Source organism: Kitasatospora sp. NPDC057940, assembly GCF_042887425.1.
In the GTDB taxonomy this organism is placed as follows: domain Bacteria; phylum Actinomycetota; class Actinomycetes; order Streptomycetales; family Streptomycetaceae; genus Kitasatospora.
Map to the genome: position 1 here is coordinate 111,352 of NZ_JBHVPH010000020.1, position 17,778 is coordinate 129,129.

The 17,778-nt window shown below is 71.6% G+C and carries 16 protein-coding genes; 6 read left to right on the forward strand and 10 right to left on the reverse strand.

Going from position 1 to position 17,778, the window contains the following annotated elements; all coding sequences use genetic code 11:
• Positions 1–174 precede the first annotated feature (174 nt).
• Both ACFVTF_RS26865 and ACFVTF_RS26870 read right to left on the reverse strand, forming a co-directional pair.
• A complete protein-coding gene (locus tag ACFVTF_RS26865) occupies positions 175–1,509 on the reverse strand; it encodes a PhoH family protein (RefSeq protein WP_063347994.1) in 1,335 nt (444 codons plus the stop codon).
• Between the two features lie 206 nt (positions 1,510–1,715).
• A complete protein-coding gene (locus ACFVTF_RS26870; RefSeq protein ID WP_208869076.1) occupies positions 1,716–2,510 on the reverse strand; it encodes an isoprenyl transferase in 795 nt (264 codons plus the stop codon).
• Between the two features lie 444 nt (positions 2,511–2,954).
• Between ACFVTF_RS26870 and ACFVTF_RS26875 the strand changes: the two genes are divergently transcribed.
• Positions 2,955–4,568: a chitinase gene (locus tag ACFVTF_RS26875; RefSeq protein ID WP_387817022.1), complete on the forward strand. Its 1,614-nt coding sequence runs from the start codon at positions 2,955–2,957 to the stop codon at positions 4,566–4,568.
• A 140-nt stretch (positions 4,569–4,708) separates the two neighbouring features.
• Here ACFVTF_RS26875 and ACFVTF_RS26880 read toward each other — a convergent pair whose 3' ends face one another.
• Positions 4,709–5,422, reverse strand: coding sequence for a prepilin peptidase (locus ACFVTF_RS26880; protein ID WP_387817023.1), 714 nt, complete (start codon positions 5,420–5,422; stop codon positions 4,709–4,711).
• Between the two features lie 96 nt (positions 5,423–5,518).
• Between ACFVTF_RS26880 and ACFVTF_RS26885 the strand changes: the two genes are divergently transcribed.
• Positions 5,519–6,217 (forward strand): hypothetical protein, encoded by a 699-nt coding sequence (locus tag ACFVTF_RS26885; protein WP_387817024.1) that lies wholly within the window; start codon positions 5,519–5,521, stop codon positions 6,215–6,217.
• A gap of 100 nt (positions 6,218–6,317) precedes the next feature.
• Positions 6,318–7,532, forward strand: a complete 1,215-nt coding sequence (locus ACFVTF_RS26890) for a pyridoxal phosphate-dependent aminotransferase (RefSeq protein ID WP_350879977.1) — start codon at positions 6,318–6,320, stop codon at positions 7,530–7,532.
• Positions 7,533–7,725: 193 nt separating this feature from the next.
• Here the strand turns inward: ACFVTF_RS26890 and ACFVTF_RS26895 are convergent, their stop codons facing one another.
• Positions 7,726–9,552 carry a phosphoenolpyruvate carboxykinase (GTP) gene (locus tag ACFVTF_RS26895; protein WP_363585457.1) on the reverse strand — a complete coding sequence of 609 codons (1,827 nt, stop codon included), beginning with the start codon at positions 9,550–9,552 and terminating at the stop codon, positions 7,726–7,728.
• 285 nt (positions 9,553–9,837) lie between these two features.
• Here ACFVTF_RS26895 and ACFVTF_RS26900 point away from each other — a divergent pair, with 285 nt between their 5' ends.
• Entirely contained in the window at positions 9,838–10,533 is a 696-nt protein-coding gene (locus ACFVTF_RS26900) for a hemolysin III family protein (protein WP_371517290.1), read from the forward strand.
• On the opposite strand, the gene ACFVTF_RS26905 is transcribed toward ACFVTF_RS26900, so the two are convergent.
• The 3 genes from ACFVTF_RS26905 to ACFVTF_RS26915 all read right to left on the reverse strand — a co-directional run bounded on the left by ACFVTF_RS26905 (position 10,504) and on the right by ACFVTF_RS26915 (position 12,916).
• Complete coding sequence (locus ACFVTF_RS26905; RefSeq protein ID WP_387817025.1) at positions 10,504–10,986, reverse strand: hypothetical protein; 483 nt, start codon at positions 10,984–10,986, stop codon at positions 10,504–10,506. The genes ACFVTF_RS26900 and ACFVTF_RS26905 overlap by 30 nt on opposite strands.
• A gap of 398 nt (positions 10,987–11,384) precedes the next feature.
• The gene (locus ACFVTF_RS26910; protein ID WP_387817026.1) at positions 11,385–12,233 is read right to left on the reverse strand and encodes a hypothetical protein; all 849 of its coding nucleotides are present in this window, start codon (positions 12,231–12,233) and stop codon (positions 11,385–11,387) included.
• A gap of 8 nt (positions 12,234–12,241) precedes the next feature.
• Positions 12,242–12,916, reverse strand: coding sequence for a papain-like cysteine protease family protein (locus ACFVTF_RS26915; protein WP_371517293.1), 675 nt, complete (start codon positions 12,914–12,916; stop codon positions 12,242–12,244).
• Positions 12,917–13,181: 265 nt separating this feature from the next.
• Here ACFVTF_RS26915 and ACFVTF_RS26920 point away from each other — a divergent pair, with 265 nt between their 5' ends.
• Positions 13,182–14,114, forward strand: a complete 933-nt coding sequence (locus ACFVTF_RS26920) for a hypothetical protein (RefSeq protein ID WP_387817049.1) — start codon at positions 13,182–13,184, stop codon at positions 14,112–14,114.
• Between the two features lie 11 nt (positions 14,115–14,125).
• Here ACFVTF_RS26920 and ACFVTF_RS26925 read toward each other — a convergent pair whose 3' ends face one another.
• A complete protein-coding gene (locus ACFVTF_RS26925; RefSeq protein WP_387817027.1) occupies positions 14,126–14,710 on the reverse strand; it encodes a hypothetical protein in 585 nt (194 codons plus the stop codon).
• A gap of 32 nt (positions 14,711–14,742) precedes the next feature.
• A complete protein-coding gene (locus tag ACFVTF_RS26930; RefSeq protein ID WP_387817028.1) occupies positions 14,743–16,431 on the reverse strand; it encodes an alpha/beta hydrolase in 1,689 nt (562 codons plus the stop codon).
• An 89-nt stretch (positions 16,432–16,520) separates the two neighbouring features.
• On the opposite strand from ACFVTF_RS26930, the gene ACFVTF_RS26935 reads away from it, so the two are divergent.
• Complete coding sequence (locus tag ACFVTF_RS26935) at positions 16,521–16,877, forward strand: hypothetical protein (protein ID WP_387817029.1); 357 nt, start codon at positions 16,521–16,523, stop codon at positions 16,875–16,877.
• Here ACFVTF_RS26935 and ACFVTF_RS26940 read toward each other — a convergent pair.
• On the reverse strand, positions 16,868–17,743 hold the full coding sequence (locus ACFVTF_RS26940) for a GNAT family N-acetyltransferase (RefSeq protein ID WP_387817030.1): 876 nt from the start codon (positions 17,741–17,743) through the stop codon (positions 16,868–16,870). The two genes, ACFVTF_RS26935 and ACFVTF_RS26940, sit on opposite strands and share 10 nt — an antisense overlap.
• Positions 17,744–17,778: the final 35 nt, after the last annotated feature.

Consider the following 17,778-nt stretch of genomic DNA (forward strand, 5'->3'; position numbering starts at 1 on the left):
GGACGCTGTCGACGCAATTCCCGTTCGCGTGGCGCACGTCACATTCACCGCACGGGAGTTCCCCGGACGGAAAGCACTCGATGTGATGAAAGGGATGAGGGCCCGCCCCGTCAGGAGCGGGCCCCGCATCAAGAGTTGACCGTATTGTCCGACTATGTCCTGGTCAGGGACGGATCACGGGTGGATGTCCTCCAGCATCTCCGTGACCAGCGCCGCGATCGGCGAACGCTCCGAGCGGGTGAGCGTGATGTGCGCGAAGAGCGGATGCCCCTTCAGCTTCTCCACCACCGCCACCACGCCGTCGTACCGGCCCACCCGAAGGTTGTCGCGCTGCGCCACGTCGTGGGTGAGCACCACCCGCGAACCCTGGCCGATCCGGGACAGCACCGTCAGCAGGACGTTCCGCTCCAGCGACTGGGCCTCGTCCACGATCACGAAGGCGTCGTGCAGCGAGCGGCCCCGGATGTGGGTCAGCGGCAGCACCTCCAGCATCCCCCGGGAGATCACCTCCTCGATCACGTCCGGAGTGGTGACGGCGGAGAGGGTGTCGAAGACCGCCTGCGCCCAGGGGCTCATCTTCTCCGTCTCGGAGCCCGGCAGGTAGCCGAGCTCCTGCCCGCCGACCGCGTACAGCGGCCGGAAGACCATCACCTTGCGGTGCTGCCCCCGCTCCAGCACCGCCTCCAGCCCCGCGCACAGCGCCAGCGCGGACTTGCCGGTGCCCGCCCGGCCGCCCATCGAGACGATGCCGACGTCCGGATCGAGCAGCAGGTCCAGCGCGACCCGCTGCTCGGCGCTGCGCCCGCGCAGTCCGAACGCCTCGCGCTCGCCGCGCACCAGCCGGACCCGGCCGTCGCCGGTCACCCGGCCGAGCGCCCGGCCGCGCTCCGAGGTGAGCACCAGCCCGGTGTGCACGGGCAGCTCGTCCGCCCCCTCGACGTCCACCGCGGCGTCGTGGCCGGCCGCGAACAGCGCGTCCACCTGCTCCGCCGGGACGTGCAGCTCGGACATCCCCGTCCAGCCGGAGGTGATGGCGAGCTCGGCCCGGTACTCCTCGGCGAGCAGGCCCACCGAGCTGGCCTTGATCCGCAGCGGCAGGTCCTTGGAGACGACCGTGACGTCGTACCCCTCGGCCTGGAGGTTGCGGGCGACCGCGAGGATCCGCGAGTCCGCCTCGCCGCCGCCGACCCGGTAGCCGGCCGGCAGTATCGACAGGTCGGAGTGGTTGAGCTCGACCCTGATGGTGCCGCCGAGCTCGCCGACCGGGATCGGCTCGTCGAGCCGTCCGTGGCGGATGCGGTAGTCGTCGAGCAGTCGCAGCGCCTGGCGGGCGAAGTAGCCCAGCTCCGGGTGGTGCCGCTTGGCCTCCAGCTCGGTGACGACCACCACCGGCAGGACGACCTCGTGCTCCTCGAAGCGGGTCATGGCGAGCGGGTCCGCCAGGAGCACGCTGGTGTCGAGAACGTACGTGCGCCGGTCTGGCGTCCGGCGGCTCTTGGAACTGACCACTAGGCCTCCAGAGCGGATGACCCTGCGTCATCCGCGGCAAGCCGGCCCCCGCTGCCCCGGTGGCCTCGGGACCGGACTGCCTGGAGTATTCCCAGGCGAGGGGCGGTGCATTCGCGCCCCCGGCGAACTGACGGATCATTGCCGGTGAACGTTTGGCCTCACGAGGGCTCCGGGTAGGCCAGCCCTACGGCGGTCACTTCACCCGTTCAGAGGCCCAGTCGCCGGTTGCGCTGCTCGAACGCCCGCAGCGCCCGCAGGAAGTCGACCTTGCGGAAGGCCGGCCAGTACGCCTCGCAGAAGTAGAACTCGCTGTGCGCGCTCTGCCAGAGCAGGAAGCCGGACAGGCGCTGCTCGCCCGAGGTGCGGATGATCAGGTCCGGGTCGGGCTGGTTGCGGGTGTAGAGGTGCTCGGCGATGTGCTCGACGTCGAGGATCTCGGCCAGTTCCTCGATCGAGGTGCCGCGCCCGGCGTGCTCCTGGAGCAGCGAGCGGACGGCGTCGGCGATCTCGTGCCGGCCCCCGTAGCCGACCGCGACGTTGACCGTGATGCCGTCGATGTCGGCGGTCTCCTCGGCGGCCCGCTTGAGCACGTCGGCGGTGTGCTGCGGGAGCAGGTCCAGTGCGCCGACCGGGTGCACCTTCCAGCGGCGGGCGGCGGCCAGCCCGGTCACGGCGTCCTCGATGATGCCCAGCAGCGGGACGAGCTCGTCGGCGGGGCGGTCGAGGTTGTCGGTGGAGAGCATCCAGAGGGTGACGACCTTGACGTGGGTCTCGTCGCACCAGCCGAGGAACTCGCTGATCTTGTCGGCGCCGCGCTGGTGGCCGTACACGGTGGTGCCCCCGGCGGCCTTCGCCCAGCGGCGGTTGCCGTCCAGGATCACGCCGATGTGGTGCGGGGTGCGGGCGAGGTGGACCTCGACCCGGCGGCCGTAGAGCCCGTACATCCCGCCCAGCAGGGTACGCAGACCCGGCGTCCGTTCGGCGACATCGCGCAGACCCATGATTCCCGGCCCCTCCGTGCTCGTTTCAGCTGGTGCGTCAACGCCCCGGCGCAGCCTACTCCGGCGGGCAGGCACACGGTAAAGCCGCAGGTAGCGGTCTGGTCACGGTCCTGTACGGAGTCCGTCCCGACGGGCGTGTCGCGGGCCTCGCCCGACGGCTCCGACGGCGGACACGGAACGGTCTCCGAATCCTTAAAGAATCCGTAAGCCGACTGTCCAATGCTTGACGACCGGCAATGGTCTAGTCCAGCTTTTGATCCAAGGCGGAACGAACCCCACGGCCCCGCCCCACCCCCACGCACCACCGTGCACCACCATGCACCGACGCGGTCGCCCACCCCCACGTACGACGACCCCCCGCACCACGACGGACCTCCCCTCCCCCACACGCGGCCGCCGCGCCCCCCACCGCGGCGGCCGCTCCCTCCCCAGGAGCGTCACCCCATGGCCCGTACGCTGAACCAGCCCGCGCACAAGCGCCGGCGCAGCCCCCTCCCGGCCGTCGCGGCCGGCGCCACCGCCCTCGCCCTGGCCGGCGGCGGCCTGGCCCTCTTCGCCGGCGGCGCCAGCGCGGCCGTCGGCAACCTGGTCACCAACGGCGGCTTCGACAGCGGGCTGGGCGGCTGGAACTGCGCCGGCGCGGCGACCACCGTCTCCTCCCCGGTCCACTCCGGCACCGGCGCACTGCAGGCCACCCCGGGCGCCGGCGACACCGCCGAGTGCACCCAGACCATCAGCGTGCTGCCCAACACCAGCTACACGCTGAGCGCCTGGGTCCAGGGCCCGTACGTCTACCTCGGTGCGCGCGGCACCGGCGGCACCGACCCGTCCACCTGGTCGAACCAGAACAGCTGGAACCAGCTGTCCTCCACCTTCACCACCGGCGCGAACGCCACCAGCGTCACCGTCTACCTGCACGGCTGGTACGGCCAGAGCGCCTACCTCGCCGACGACGTGAGTCTGATCGGCCCCGGCGGCCCCTCCACCCCGAGCCCGACCGCCACCGCCACCCCGTCGCCGACCGCCACGGCCACCGCGACCTCCTCCCCCACCGCGACCGGCACGCCGACGGCCACCGCGACCCCGACCGCGACGCCCACCCGGACCGCCACGCCGACCCCCACGGCCACCGCGACCTCCACCACCCCGCCGGTCACCGGCCTGCCCGCGCACGCGGTCACCGGCTACTGGCAGAACTTCGACAACGGCTCGACCCCGCAGCGGCTCAGCGACGTGCAGAGCGCCTACGACATCATCGCGGTGTCCTTCGCCGACGCCGTGCCCACCCAGACCGGCGCGATCAGCTTCACCCTCGACCCCGGCCTGTCCAAGGCCCTCGGCGGCTACAGCGACGCGCAGTTCCGCGCCGACATCAAGGCCAAGCAGGCGGCCGGCAAGAAGGTCGTCCTCTCCATCGGCGGCCAGAACGGCGCGATCACCGTCGGCGACTCCACCGCCGGCAACAACTTCGCCAACAGCGCCTACGCGATCATCAAGGACTACGGCTTCGACGGCATCGACGTCGACCTGGAGAACGGCGTCCAGGCCGGCCCGCTCGGCAACGCGCTGCACACCCTCCAGGCCAAGGTCGGCCCCGGCTTCATCCTGACCATGGCGCCCGAGACGATCGGGATGTACAGCACCGCCGGTGCCTACTTCCAGCTGGCGCTGAACACCAAGGACATCCTGACCGTCGTCAACACCCAGTTCTACAACTCGGGCGGCATGAACGGCTGCGACGGCAAGGTCTACAACCAGGGCACCATCGACTTCATCACCTCGCAGGTCTGCACCCACATCCAGGGCGGCCTGCGGCCTGACCAGGTCGGAATCGGCGTCCCCGCCTCCGCCAGGGCGGCCGGCGGCGGCTACGTCTCGCCGACCGTGGTGAACAACGCGCTGGACTGCCTGGCCACCGGCAACAACTGCGGCAGCTTCGTCCCGCCGGCCAAGTGGCCGACCATCCGCGGCGCGATGACCTGGTCCACCAACTGGGACGCCAACAACGGCAACGCGTTCTCCAACGCGGTCGGCCCGTTCGTCCACAAGATGCCGTAACCCCCCACCGCCAATCCCCCACCGGCGCGCCTCCCCTTGAGGGTGGGGCCTGCGCGCCGGCGGCGGGGCCCGCCGTACCCGACCCGGTACGGCGGGCCCTTCCGCGTCCGGGCCCGTCCGAGCGCCATCGGGCCCGGGTGCTACCGGGCCAGCACCGCCAGCAGCGCGCCGAGCAGCAGGAACGGCCCGACCGGGACGTCGATCCCGCGCACCGGGCGCCGGCGGGCCAGCGCGACGACGGCGCACAGGATCGCCCAGAGCCCGACGAGCACCACCGCGGCGAACAGTCCGCCGACCGCCACCGGCCAGCCGTACCAGCCGAGCAGCCCTCCCAGGGCGAACCCCAGCGGCGAGTCGCCCGGGCCCAACGCGCCGATCCAGACCGCCAGTTCGAGCAGGGCCCCGACCGTGAGGGCCACCAGCAGGCAGCGCAGCAGCACCCCCGGGCGCCCCGCGGCCAGCGCCGCCACCACCAGCAGGGCGGCCACCCCGCCGGCCAGCGGCAGGGTCAGCCGGTACGGCAGCCGGCGCACCCGGGCGTCGACGAAGCCGAGCACCACGCCGAGCCCGGCCGCCCAGCCCAGCGCCGCGACCGACGGCCCGTCCGCCGCGTACGCCAGCCCGGCGGCGACCACGGCCGCCACCAGCTCCACCGACCAGGCGCCCGCGCCCAACCGCTCCCGGCAGCCCGGGCAGCGCCCGGTGGGCGGCAGCAGTCGCACCTCGCGCCCGCACAACGGGCAGGCAGCGCACCAGGGTTCGCCCTCCGGCACGGCGAACCGGGCGACCAGCCCGCGCAGCAGCGGAGCCACCAGAATTCCGGCCAGCACCGCGCCGACTGCGGCTACCATCACCGGCGCACCCCCTTTTCGATCAACGTCCGCACGCCCGTGCGGCACCCGGGGACCGGGCGGGGCGCACCGACCACATCATCCAACGGGGGAACGACCATGACGAAGACCCAGTCCATCCGGAGAATCGCGGCCGGCCTGCCGGCGGCGGCGCTCGTCCTGGCGCTGTCGGCCTGCGGGCCGGACATCGCCGACCCGGCGGCCGCCCCGACCGCGCCGCCCACCGGCGCCGCCACGGCCCCCGGCGCCCCGACCGGCTCCGCGGCCCCGACCACCCCGGGCGCCCCGGCGGCCCCCACCACCCCGGCCGGACCGCAGCCGTCCGCCACCGCCGGCGGCAACAACGTCACCCAGGTCAGCTACGACCGCCCGCTGCCGCTCGGCAGCGCCGGCCGCTACGTCGGCAAGAGCTCGGTGGTGGACGCCGCCGCGGTCTCGATCGTCAAGGGCACCGCCGCGGAGATCGCCCCGCTCAACCTCCCGTCGACGAGCACCAGCGGCAAGACTCCGTACTACGTCACCGTCTCCTTCACCAACCGCACCGGCGCCCCGCTGGCCGAGGACGCCTACATGATGCGGGTCTGGGTGAAGCCCAAGGACCACTCGGCGGGCGCGCTGCCGGCCGCGACGCTACAGAAGGCGATCCCCCAGTGCGACACCCGGTCGCTGGTCACGCTCGCGGACGGGCAGTCCGTCAAGCTGTGTGCCGTCTATCTCGTCCCGAACGAGACCCCGCCCAGCTTCCTCACGTACGGGAACATCCTGGACACCGCGCCCCTGGTTTGGAAGGTCGGCTGACACCCCCGCCTGCCGATCAAAGGAGCCCGCTCCGGGCGGTTCGGTGCGCGTCCCGGGACGCGCACCGAAGTGCCCGGAGGTGCCCCTAAAGTAGGCAGGCATGCAGGTCATCCAGTCCAGCAAGCTCGCCAATGTCTGCTACGACATCCGCGGTCCGGTACTCGACGAGGCGATGCGGCTGGAGGAACAGGGCCACCGCATCCTCAAGCTCAACACCGGAAACCCCGCCGTCTTCGGCTTCGAGGCGCCGCCGGAGATCCTCCAGGACATCCTGCGCAACCTCTCGACCGCGCACGGGTACGGCGACTCCAAGGGCCTGCTCGCCGCCCGCCGCGCGGTGGTCATGCACTACGAGGACCGCGGCCTGCACGGGCTGAGCGTCGAGGACGTCTTCCTCGGCAACGGCGTCTCCGAGCTGATCCAGCTGGCCATGACCGCGCTGCTGGACGACGGCGACGAGGTGCTCGTCCCGGCGCCCGACTACCCGCTGTGGACCGCCTCGGTCTCGCTGGCCGGCGGCACCGCGGTGCACTACCGCTGCGACGAGCAGGCCGAGTGGTACCCGGACCTCGCCGACATCGAGGCCAAGGTCACCGACCGGACCCGGGCCATCGTGGTGATCAACCCGAACAACCCCACCGGCGCGGTCTACCCGCGCGAGGTGCTGGAGGGCATCGTCGAGATCGCCCGCCGGCACCGGCTGGTGGTCTACGCGGACGAGATCTACGACAAGATCCTCTACGACGACGCCGAGCACGTCCCGCTGGCCACCCTGGCGCCCGACCTCTTCTGCGTCACCTTCAACGGCCTGTCCAAGGCGTACCGGGTCGCGGGCTTCCGCTCCGGCTGGATGGTGCTCTCCGGCGACCGGCAGCGGGCCCACAGTTACATCGAGGGCCTGGCCGTGCTGGCCTCGATGCGGCTGTGCGCCAACATGCCCGCCCAGCACGCGGTGGCCGCCGCGCTCGGCGGCCGGCAGTCGATCCGCGACCTGGTGCTGCCCGGCGGGCGGCTGCTCGCCTCGCGCGACGCGGCGTACCGGCTGCTCAACGAGATCCCGGGGGTGAGCTGCGTCAAACCCAAGGGCGCGCTGTACGCGTTCCCGCGGCTGGACCCGAAGGTCTACAAGATCAAGGACGACGCCCAGATGGTGCTGGACCTGCTGCGCTCCCAGCGCATCCTGCTGGTCCAGGGCACCGGCTTCAACTGGCCCGAGCCGGACCACTTCCGGCTGGTCACGCTGCCCCGGGCGGAGGAGATCACCGACGCGGTGACCAGGATCGGCGACTTCCTGAGCGGCTACACCCAGCCGTAGGGCGTGAACGGCCGCACCCAGCCGTGACCCCCCGCGCGCCCGGCGCGCGGGGAAAGCACTACGGCCGGAGTCCCGGCCCGGGCGGTCTCCTTGGTCGGGGAAAGACCGCCCGGGGGAACTCCGGCCGTCCTGTCACTCGGCGGGCGCGCGGTTCGTGCCGCGCGGCCGCCTCTCGCTCTGCTGAGGCTCAGGCTCAGCCGAGACGCGCGACGAGGCTCCGGTACTCGTCCCACAGCTCCTTCGGGGTGTGGTCGCCGAACAGCTCCAGGTGGGCCGGCACCAGCGCGGCCTCCTGGCGCCAGATGTCGGCGTCCACGGTGAAGAGCAGGTCGAGGTCCTCCTGGGACAGCTTCAGGTCGCCGAGGTCGAAGCCGTCGACGGTCGGCAGCACGCCGATCGGGGTCTCGACGCCCTCGCCGGTGCCCTCCAGGCGCTCGACGATCCACTTGAGGACGCGGCTGTTCTCGCCGTAGCCCGGCCAGACGAACGCGCCCTCGGCGTTCTTGCGGAACCAGTTGACGTAGTAGATCTTCGGCAGCTTCGCGGCGTCCGCCTGGGCGCCGACCTTCAGCCAGTGGGCGAAGTAGTCGCCCATGTTGTAGCCGCAGAACGGCAGCATCGCGAACGGGTCGCGGCGCAGCTCGCCGACGGTGCCCTCGGCTGCGGCGGTCTTCTCGGACGCGATGTTGGCGCCGAGGAAGACGCCGTGCTGCCAGGTGAAGGACTCGGTCACCAGCGGGACGGCGGTGGCGCGGCGGCCGCCGAACAGGATCGCCGAGATCGGCACGCCCGACTGGTCCTCCCACTCGGGGGCGATGGTCGGGCACTGCGCGGCCGGGACGGCGAAGCGGGCGTTCGGGTGGGCGGCCGGGGTGCCGGACTCGGGGGTCCAGTCGTTGCCGCGCCAGTCGGTGAGGTGCGCCGGGGGCTCCTCGGTCAGGCCCTCCCACCACACGTCGCCGTCGTCGGTCAGCGCGACGTTGGTGAAGACCGTGTTGCCCCACAGGGTGTCGATGGCGTTGGCGTTGGTGTCCACGCCGGTGCCGGGGGCGACGCCGAAGAAACCGGCCTCGGGGTTGATCGCGTAGAGCTGGCCGTCGGCGCCGAAGCGCATCCAGGCGATGTCGTCGCCGATCGTCTCGACCTTCCAGCCCGGGACGGTCGGCTGGAGCATGGCCAGGTTGGTCTTGCCGCAGGCCGACGGGAAGGCGGCGGCGACGTACTTGACCTCGCCGGACGGCGGGGTGAGCTTCAGGATCAGCATGTGCTCGGCCAGCCAGCCCTCGTCACGGGCCATGGTCGAGGCGATGCGCAGCGCGTAGCACTTCTTGCCGAGCAGGGCGTTGCCGCCGTAGCCGGAACCGAAGGACCAGATCTCCCGGGTCTCCGGGAAGTGCGAGATGTACTTGGTGCTGTTGCACGGCCACGGCACGTCCGCCTGGCCCTCGGCCAGCGGGGCGCCGACGGTGTGCACGGCCTTGACGAAGTCGCCGTCCTCGCCGAGCTGGTCCAGCACCGCCTTGCCCATGCGGGTCATCACGCGCATCGACACGGCGACGTAGGCGGAGTCGGTGATCTCGACGCCGTACGCGGCCAGCGGGGACCCGACCGGGCCCATCGAGAAGGGCACGACGTACATCGTGCGGCCCTTCATCGCGCCGCGGAACAGTCCCTTCTCGCCCTGGAAGACCTCCCGCATCTCGGCCGGGGCCTTCCAGTTGTTGGTCGGACCGGCGTCCTTCTCCTGCTCGGAGCAGATGTAGGTGCGGTCCTCCACGCGCGCCACGTCCGTCGGGTCCGAGGCGGCGTAGTAGGAGTTGGGGCGCTTTTCCTCGTTGAGCTTCTTGAAGGTGCCCTGAGCCACCAGCAGGTCCGCGAGGCGCTGGTACTCCTCGTCGGAGCCGTCGCACCACTCGACGCGGTCCGGCTGGGTGAGCTCGGCGATCTCGTTCACCCACGCGAGCAGGCGCTGGTGGCGGGTGGGCGCGGAGGCGCTGAGAGCAGAGATCTCGTACGACACGATCGCTCCGTTTCACACCATCTCGGCGAGGAGGTGGCGTAGCGGGGGTCTGAGGGTGCTTGCAGCGTAGCTCCGGCTCCAACGCCAAACTGCGGCACAGCGTCGAAATTGACTCATCTTTTACTACAGTAAGTATGACTACTGGCCAGTAATAGGTCGTCCACATCCCGGCCCGGACGCCTTCGCGGACACCCCGAACACTCCAAAACGTCCAAGAGTGATGATCGCCACTTTCCTACGCGTCAGTAACCTACGGCCCCGTAGGTAGCGGGTAGCATGCTGCGCATGACTGCTGAGCTCGTCGAGAGCACGGAGAACGAGGGCGCGGAGAACGGGGCCTCGGGACGCAAGCCGAAGTGGCGCGGCTGGCTGCACGCCGGGATGTTCCCCGCCACCGTCGCCGCCGGGATCGTGCTGATCTGCCTGGCCGACTCCACCCCCGCCAAGATCGCCTGCGCGATCTACTCGATCAGCGCCTGGCTGCTGTTCGGGGTCAGCGCGGTCTACCACCGCTTCGACTGGGGCCCGCGCGGGGACGCCGTGCTGCGGCGGCTGGACCACGCGAACATCTTCCTGATCATCGCGGGCACCTACACGCCGTTCACGATCCTGCTGCTCAAGGGCGCCGACCAGCAGGTGCTGCTCTGGGTGGCCTGGGGCGGCGCGCTGGCCGGAATAGCGTTCCGGGTGTTCTGGGTCGGCGCGCCGCGCTGGCTGTACACGCCGGTGTACATCGCGCTCGGCTGGGCCGCCGCCTTCTTCCTGCCGGACTTCCTGCACGCCGGCGGCGTCGCCGTCCTGGTGCTGATGATCGTCGGCGGGGTGCTCTACAGCATCGGCGGCGTGGTGTACGGGCTCAAGCGGCCCAATCCGTCACCGCGCTGGTTCGGCTTCCACGAGGTGTTCCACGCCTTCACCCTCGGCGCGTTCATCGTGCAGTACGTCGGGGTCTCACTGGTGGCGTACAGCGCGGCCGGCTGAACCCGGCGCGCCACGGCGGGCGGCCGCGCGGTCCACGGACCGGGCGACCGCCCGCTCCGCTGTCCAGGGGCGCTCGTACGGCGCCCGGCCCTGCGGGCGGCGCGGGTACGGCGGGTGGTCCCCCGTGCCGGCCTCCGGCCACGGCTCCACCGCCGGCCCGGTGGTGCGGCCGCGCGCCTGCCGGGCGTCCAACGCCTCGCGGGCCCGGCGGCAGCGCTCGCAGTGCGCGGCGTCCGGGGTGACGACCGACGGCCGGTGCCCCCGCGGGACGACCGGCCGGTGGAGCGCCCGCCAACGGCGGCCCACGTAGACCATGAGCAGCAGCACCTCGACCCCGGCGACGACCAGGACCAGCATCGCCCCGTTGATCAGGTAGGCCGCGACCACGGCGAGCGCGGACGCCACCACCACCGCCGCACCCCACACCTGGGCGCTCGACTCCCTGCCGGCCATTCGACTCCCCTTTCCCGGCGCCGGGCTCGTGGTCGGCTCCGGCCGCCCCACCCCTTCTCCGCTCTCGGCACGCGTCAGTCAGCACTGACCGATTGCCACATGGTATCTACCGTCCGTCACCCGGAGCTGCCCCCGGGCGGCGAACGACAGATCAACGTTGCGTCAATTCCTTGTGCGGAAGCATTACTTCCAGGACACATCACGCTGCGCGCCCGCTCGACTACGGACCGACGGGCCGGGGTCGCACGCAGCACGGCGGGGCCCGGCTGTGTCAGCCGGACCCCGCCGCTTGTCTCGCATGGCGTGCATGCCGCGCATGTCGCTCATGCCGTGCACGTCTCGCATGGCGCGCATGTCGTGCATGGCGTGCATGCCGCGCATGTCGTGCCCGAGAGGCCCTACCCCCGTCGGACACCCGCCCTGCGCCGCACGGCCGCACCCGCACCCACGAGCGCGGTGACGCCCAGGGCCGCGACCGCCGTCACGGCCGGCAGCGCCGAACCGCCGCCCGCCGCCCGCTCCTGGTCGGCCGCCAGCTGGTAGCCGCCGCCCTTGCCCTCCCGGTCGTACGCCGAGCCCGGCAGCTTGTCCCCGTACCGCTCGTGCACCAGCTTCTGGTACGCGGCCAGCGACACCCCGCCCGCGCCCACCGAGCGCCGGGCCTCGTCGTCCAGCGGCAGCACCCGGCCGTCGCGCAGCACGTACCAGGCGTTCACCTGCGGCTCGCGGAACGCCGTACCGCCACCGCCGCCGGCCGCCTTCGCCGCGTAGTCGCTCTCGTCACCGCCGGAGGCGACGTTGACCACCCGCCAGGAGTCGCCCTGCCGGATCGTCCACACCGAAGCCGTCTGCCCGTCCGCCGCGACCACCTTGCTCGCGGTGAACTCGGCCTTCGCCACCGGCGCACCCGGGGCGCCGGCCACGAAACCCGCGTCCAGGGTGTACACCGGCACGGTGTCGCCGGCCAGCCGCGGCGCGGCCGCGCTCGCCGCCTGCGCCTCCTGCGCCGCACCGATGGTCAGCTGCTGGGTCGGCGGGACGCCCTTGCGGGCGAAGAAGTGGCCCACCTTGTCGAGGACGGCCTGGTCCTGGACCACGCCACGGGCCTTCGCCAGATCCGCGGCGGGCACCGGCACCGGGGCGCCGGCCGGCCCGTCCGCGTGCGCGGCCGGGGCCAGGCCCAGCCCGAGGCCGGCGGCGAGCAGGGCGGTGACGGCGGCCCGACGGGCCTTTCCGAGGTCGGTCATGGTCGCCCTCACGCGCCGATCCGGTACAGGGAGTGGGTCCACGAGAACGTGTTGTTGTTCACGTAGTAGTTGTAGTCCGCCCAGTTGTAGCGGTAGTTGGACGGCCACGGGTCGCCCCAGTACACCCAGTTGCTGCTGGTGTCGTAGCCGTAGACGACGTGCATGTGCCCGCCGCCGGAACTCCACTGGATCCGGGTCTCGATCGGCCGGTTCGCGTCCACCTCGGTCTGCACGGTGTTGTAGCGCAGGTAGCCGGTGACGTACGAACCCGGGTTGATGCCGACCCAGTCCAGCCCGTTCTGCACATCGGCCAGCGAGGCCTGGCTGTTGGGGCAACTGGAGTTGACCGAACGGCCGAACGCGGCGTTGCAGAACTGGTTCTGGCTGTAGTTGTAGCCGAACCAGGTGGCGATCGTGTTCCCGCTCGCCGCCCAGCACCAGTTGGTCTGCTGTTGCTGCTGCATGGTGATGTTGAGCTTCTTGAACGTGCCGGCCAGATCGGCCGTGCTGCCGGGCGCGGCAGCCTGGCGGACCTGCGCCGGGGCGCGGTCCTGGACGGGAGCGAGGCCCTGGGCGGGGGCGGCGAGCGCCGGAGTGGCCGCCACCGCGGTCAGCGCCGGGCCCAGCACGCCGAGGGCGAGCAGCGAGACCGCGCGGCGCAGTCGTATCCGTGGAACTGGCATGGGGGAAGTGCCTCCTTGCACAAGCGGAGCGAGGTGCTGTGTGGGGGCGCGGTCCGGATCGCGCCATGAGCATCCCGCCGCCCCCGGAAGCCGGTCAACGGCCTTCAGGACCATCACAGTTCAGGTGTGAACGACCGGCCACGGGTGTGAACGCCACCCCGAAGACCCCCGCGTGGCACGCCAGGCCCGGTGACAAACCGCCGCCCTGATGTGAATATTCACGGTCAAACACGGTCTGCCCGCACCCGTCCCCCAGGAGGCCGTCATCCACCGCACCGACCAGGCCGACCTCACCGCCGCCCTCCGCACCGGCCCCTTCCACCTCGCCCTGCGCACCGCCATCGCCACCCGCGGCCTCGCCCTCCACCGCATCCGACGCCACCTCGCCCTGCGCGGCGTCCACGTCGGCCTCACCAGCCTCAGCTACTGGCAACAAGGCCGCCGCCGCCCCGAACGCCCCGAATCCCTCCGCGCCGTCTCCGCCCTCGAAGACGTCCTCGACCTCCCCGAACACTCCCTCACCCGCCTGCTCGGCCCCCGCCGCGCCGCCGACACCACCCCCGCCGGCCCGCCCGTCCGCCCCTACCGCGACCTTATCTCCCCCGCCACCGCCGTCGACGACCTGCTCGCCACCATCGCCGGCCCCCGCGACACCGGCCTGCACACCATCACCCACATCGAACGCATCCGCCTCGGCCCCGACCGCCAACTCGCCCGCCGCGACTCCCAACACGCCCTCCGCGCCCACCGCGACGGCATCGACCGCTACCTCGCCCTCTACCAGGGCGACCCCGGCAGCGACATCACCCACGTCGGCGTCCGCGCCGAAGAGAACTGCCGCCCCGGCCGCATCCGCCGCGACCAGACCCACCACCTGCTCGTCGCCGAACTCCTCCTCGACCGCCGCCTACGCGCCGGCGACACCCACCTCCTCGGCTACGGCTTCGACGACGCCCCCTCCCCCGACCCCAGCTGCGAATACGTCCGCGGCTTCAACTCCGGCGCCGGCCAGTACGTCCTCCAGATCACCTTCCACCCCGCCGCCCTCCCCGTCCGCTGCCACCGCTTCGCCCTCCACTCCCCGGGCGAAGCCCCCTACGAGACGGAGGAACTGACCCTGGACGGCCACCACTGCGTCCACCTGGTCGCGACGGCCCTGCGGCCGTGCCTGCTGGGAATCAGGTGGGACTGGGAGTGACGGGCACGCCGTCAGTGCGACCAGTACGGGTCGTCGACGTCGGGTGCGCCCTCGTGACCGGTCAGGCGGGGGCCGACGGGGCTGGCGCCGTAGTCCTTCTCGGGCTGGTAGCGGACCGGGGTCACCCGGGCGCTGATCGACACGTCGAAGTACAGGTCGCTCGGGGTGTTGACCGCCAACAGGTTGAAGCCCGCCGTACCGCGCCCCGGGCAGTTCAGTTCGACGTAACGCTTCGCCTCGGATCCAATGGTGTCGTCCTGACGCCAACACCTCTCGCCCCAGAGCTGCGTCAGCCGGTCCAGCAGCACCGGCAACTTCGCCGGGGCGACCTTCGTCCGAAACCTGGCAGAGAGCATGACCTGGGACAGAAGGCTCGGTTCACCGTCCGCGTGCTCCGGATCGCGGTCCACGACATAGCCACCGCCGAAGTAGGTCACCGGTGGGGCTATCGCGTCCATGGCCGTCCGCAGGGTTTCGTCGAGTTGTCCCTTCGCCTCAAGCGAGCCCAGTTGGTTGGCGCCCCGATCCTTCAGGGCCATCGGCCCGTAGCCGTTGTAGAACAGTCCCGCTCCGGCAGCCAATACTGCCGCCGCCACGATGGAACAACCAAGCACCCGACGCGGCCGCTTCATCGTCCGCCTGTCCGCTTGACGTCCCCGCTGCCGGTGACGATGGCCGCGACGTTGTCCAGCGAGGGCCCGCCGCGGCCCGTCAGGTACTTGGTGTGCGCGTCGATGGGGTTGCCCCTGCTCCAGTCGTCGACGGCGAAGCGGTTCGCGCCGAAGTGCTTGCTCGCCGGATCCCGCCCGTACCAGCGTTCGTCCGGGTCGATGCTGAACTTGGACGGAACGTGCGTCACGACGTCATTGTCGGCCGCGCCGACCCAGACGTGGCCGGGCGGCAGCTTGAGGTCGGAGGCCTTGTCCACTCCTACGCCCGGGCTGCCGATGAAGACCACGTCGTCCGGGGGCGCGTAGTGCGACCCGGGCTGGGTGGCGAGCTTGGTGGCCTGGCCCACCAGGTACGAGCCGTAGCTGTGTCCGATCGCGGTGATGTGCGGCGGCTGGGCGCCCTCGTGGTTCGCCCGCACTCCGCTCAGGAACTTCGCGTACGCCGGAGCGCCGTCCTTGCCCGCCTTGGTCGAGGCGGCCCCCAGGTCGGCTCCCGGCGGGTCGTACCCGAGCCAGACGATCGAGGCGACCGAATGACCGTCCGGAGCCTTCTTGCTCGCGCTGCGATAGAGGCTCAGCGCGTTCTCCGCCTCGTTGGTACCGTCGTGCACGTCTCCCCCCGTCCCCAGGCTGGCGGTTTCGGTGGTGATCCCCGGCACGTAGGCAGAGATGTCGGTGGCGGAGTCCGGGTTCCCGTACGAGAGAATCGCCCGGCCCTTGCCCTCGCTGCCGAGGCCGAGGAGATAGATCGGGGGACGGCTCGGGTCTCCTCTGTTCGCGTCCAGCCGGTCGACGATGGGCCCGTAGAGGTCGTACAGCTCCTTCTCCCTGGGGTTCAGCGGTACCTGGTCCTTGTGCTTCCGCATGATGTCGTCCATCAGGAACTTCAGGTGCGCCCGGTTCACCTGGTCCCGTACCTCTGCCGGCACCCCGTCGAGGTTGCCGAGCGATTCCGGGTGGTGGCTGAGGAACCACTGCTGCCCGTCCGCTCCGAGACCCTTCCACCAGGCGTTGACGTCCGTCGGGGTGGCGCCCTTGCCCGGCATGTTCAGCTTCCAGAGCGGATTGGCCGCCTCGCCGAACTGCAGCAGGTAGACGTCCGCGCTCGCAGTCCTGGCGTCCAGGCCGCTCTTGTCGGTGGCGTGGCCCGTGTACTTCTTGAGCTCTTCGGCCAGTCCCTGGTCGACCCGGGTGGCCTCCGACAGCGCCGCGCCGATCCGCGTGGAGATCTCCTCGGCGGCCGCTCTCTGCTTGGCCTCCCAGTCCGTGCTCTGGAAGGGACTGCTCGCCGGGGGCCAGCTCACCGACCCGCTGTCGTCGACCGACATTCCCTTGGTCTGGGCGTCGACGAGCGCCTTGCGGAGCTTGCCCTGGGCGAGCGTGAGGGAGTCGGCGCAGTCCCGCACCTCGGCGCCGATGCAGTGCAGTTCGGTCGCCGCCGCACGCAGCTTGTCGGTGATGCCGTTCAGGACCGGAATCGCGGCGGCGGCCGCCGGCCCGCTCCACCCGGATCCGTGGACCCGGTCCGCGGTGTCGCTCTTCCAGTCAGCGGCGTGCTGGCCGTACGCCTTGCACAACGCGTCGTAGGCATCCGCCACCGCGTACAAGTCCGCCAGCTTGGCGTTCTTCAGGCTTGCGAGGTCCATCCCCCAGTCCCCCCGTTACCCATAGGCGCCCCCGGAGCACTCAGGGATACCATAACTCCCGCTACCGACACGGAGATCGGGGGGACATCGTGCCGAGCGACCCAGGATTCACCGTCAAACCGGGCGAGTTGACCACGGCCGGGAACAGCGCGCTGACCGTCGCCGGGAAAGTGCCCGACGAGACCGCGAAGTTGGCCGAGCCGAGCGCCAAGGCGGCCGGGAGTCTGGCGGGTTGGCAGAGCGGGGCGGCGCTGCAGGGGTGCGGGGCGGCCTGGAAGGCACTGCTGGACGGCCTGGCCGGTGACATGAAGTCGGCCGGCGGCAATCTGCTGACCTGCGCGCAGACCTACGTGAACACGGACCACCTGCCGGCCCCTACCGCGACTGCGGCCGTCGACCCCTTCAACACGAAGGTGGTCGGCGGCCGCCCGGTCGACTACGCGTAGTTTCCGTCCTGCGTGGTGAAGTCCAGGGTCAGGCAGTCCTCGACCGGCCGGTAGCCGATCTGCTGGTAGATGGAGTTGCTGGTCGGGTTGGCGAGGTCGGTGTAGAGCAGGATCTCGACCGCCCCCTGGGCGAGGGCGCGGGCGGAGGCGGCGGCGGTGACGGCACTGGCGTAGCCGCGTCCGCGCTGGTCGGTCGGGGTGTAGACGGGGCCGATCCGGGACATTCCGGCGATCACCGGGCTGCTGCCGGCCAGGGCGACGGGGCGGCCGCCGTCCTCCCACAGGTGGAGGCCGCCGGCGGCGATCCTGTCGTCGACGGCCTGGGGGATGTTGGGCAGGTCGACCCCGGCTTCGACGAGGAACTCCTCGTACCAGCGGATCACCAGTTCGCGGTCGGCCGGTGCGGCGGGCCGGTGGTGGCCAGCGGGCGGGCGGGGCGGGTCGGTCAACTCGCCGAGCCGGTAGAGCCGTTCGTTGAAGCGGACGGACTGGCCGGCACCGGTGGCGGCGGTCCAGGCCGCGGCGAAGGCCCGGACCGCGTCCGCACCTCCGCCGACGCCGGACACCTCGGTGAACCCGCTCCCGGCGGCGGCCAGTTCGACCGCCAGCTCGGCTGCCGCCGCCGGCATGCAGGAGAGCCGGGGGCCGAACGGCGGCGTCTGGAGGAAGGCTCCTTCGACCGGGCCGCCGTCAGCCGGGCGCCACCAGCCGAAGACCGGTGGCCGCTGCCCGAACACGTCCAGGCCGCGTTCGGCCAGCCGGTGTACGACCGTGAGCAGGACGGTGCTCTCGGCCGGGCGGGCGGCGAGGAACTCCTCCGCGTGGTGCCGGAAGTCGTCGAACGAGCTGCTCAAGGTCCAGGTCATGGCCCATTCTGGCCCGGCCGTACCCCCTCCCCCCA

What these genes read in the sequence shown, in the direction of transcription:
- ACFVTF_RS26870 (WP_208869076.1), bottom strand. Translation starts at nt 2,510, where the DNA reads ATGGGTCTGCGCGATGTCGCCGAACGGACGCCGGGTCTGCGTACCCTG.
- ACFVTF_RS26875 (WP_387817022.1), top strand. Translation starts at nt 2,955, where the DNA reads ATGGCCCGTACGCTGAACCAGCCCGCGCACAAGCGCCGGCGCAGCCCC.
- ACFVTF_RS26885 (WP_387817024.1), top strand. Translation starts at nt 5,519, where the DNA reads ATGACGAAGACCCAGTCCATCCGGAGAATCGCGGCCGGCCTGCCGGCG.
- ACFVTF_RS26890 (WP_350879977.1), top strand. Translation starts at nt 6,318, where the DNA reads ATGCAGGTCATCCAGTCCAGCAAGCTCGCCAATGTCTGCTACGACATC.
- ACFVTF_RS26900 (WP_371517290.1), top strand. Translation starts at nt 9,838, where the DNA reads ATGACTGCTGAGCTCGTCGAGAGCACGGAGAACGAGGGCGCGGAGAAC.
- ACFVTF_RS26905 (WP_387817025.1), bottom strand. Translation starts at nt 10,986, where the DNA reads ATGGCCGGCAGGGAGTCGAGCGCCCAGGTGTGGGGTGCGGCGGTGGTG.
- ACFVTF_RS26910 (WP_387817026.1), bottom strand. Translation starts at nt 12,233, where the DNA reads ATGACCGACCTCGGAAAGGCCCGTCGGGCCGCCGTCACCGCCCTGCTC.
- ACFVTF_RS26915 (WP_371517293.1), bottom strand. Translation starts at nt 12,916, where the DNA reads ATGCCAGTTCCACGGATACGACTGCGCCGCGCGGTCTCGCTGCTCGCC.
- ACFVTF_RS26930 (WP_387817028.1), bottom strand. Translation starts at nt 16,431, where the DNA reads ATGGACCTCGCAAGCCTGAAGAACGCCAAGCTGGCGGACTTGTACGCG.
- ACFVTF_RS26940 (WP_387817030.1), bottom strand. Translation starts at nt 17,743, where the DNA reads ATGACCTGGACCTTGAGCAGCTCGTTCGACGACTTCCGGCACCACGCG.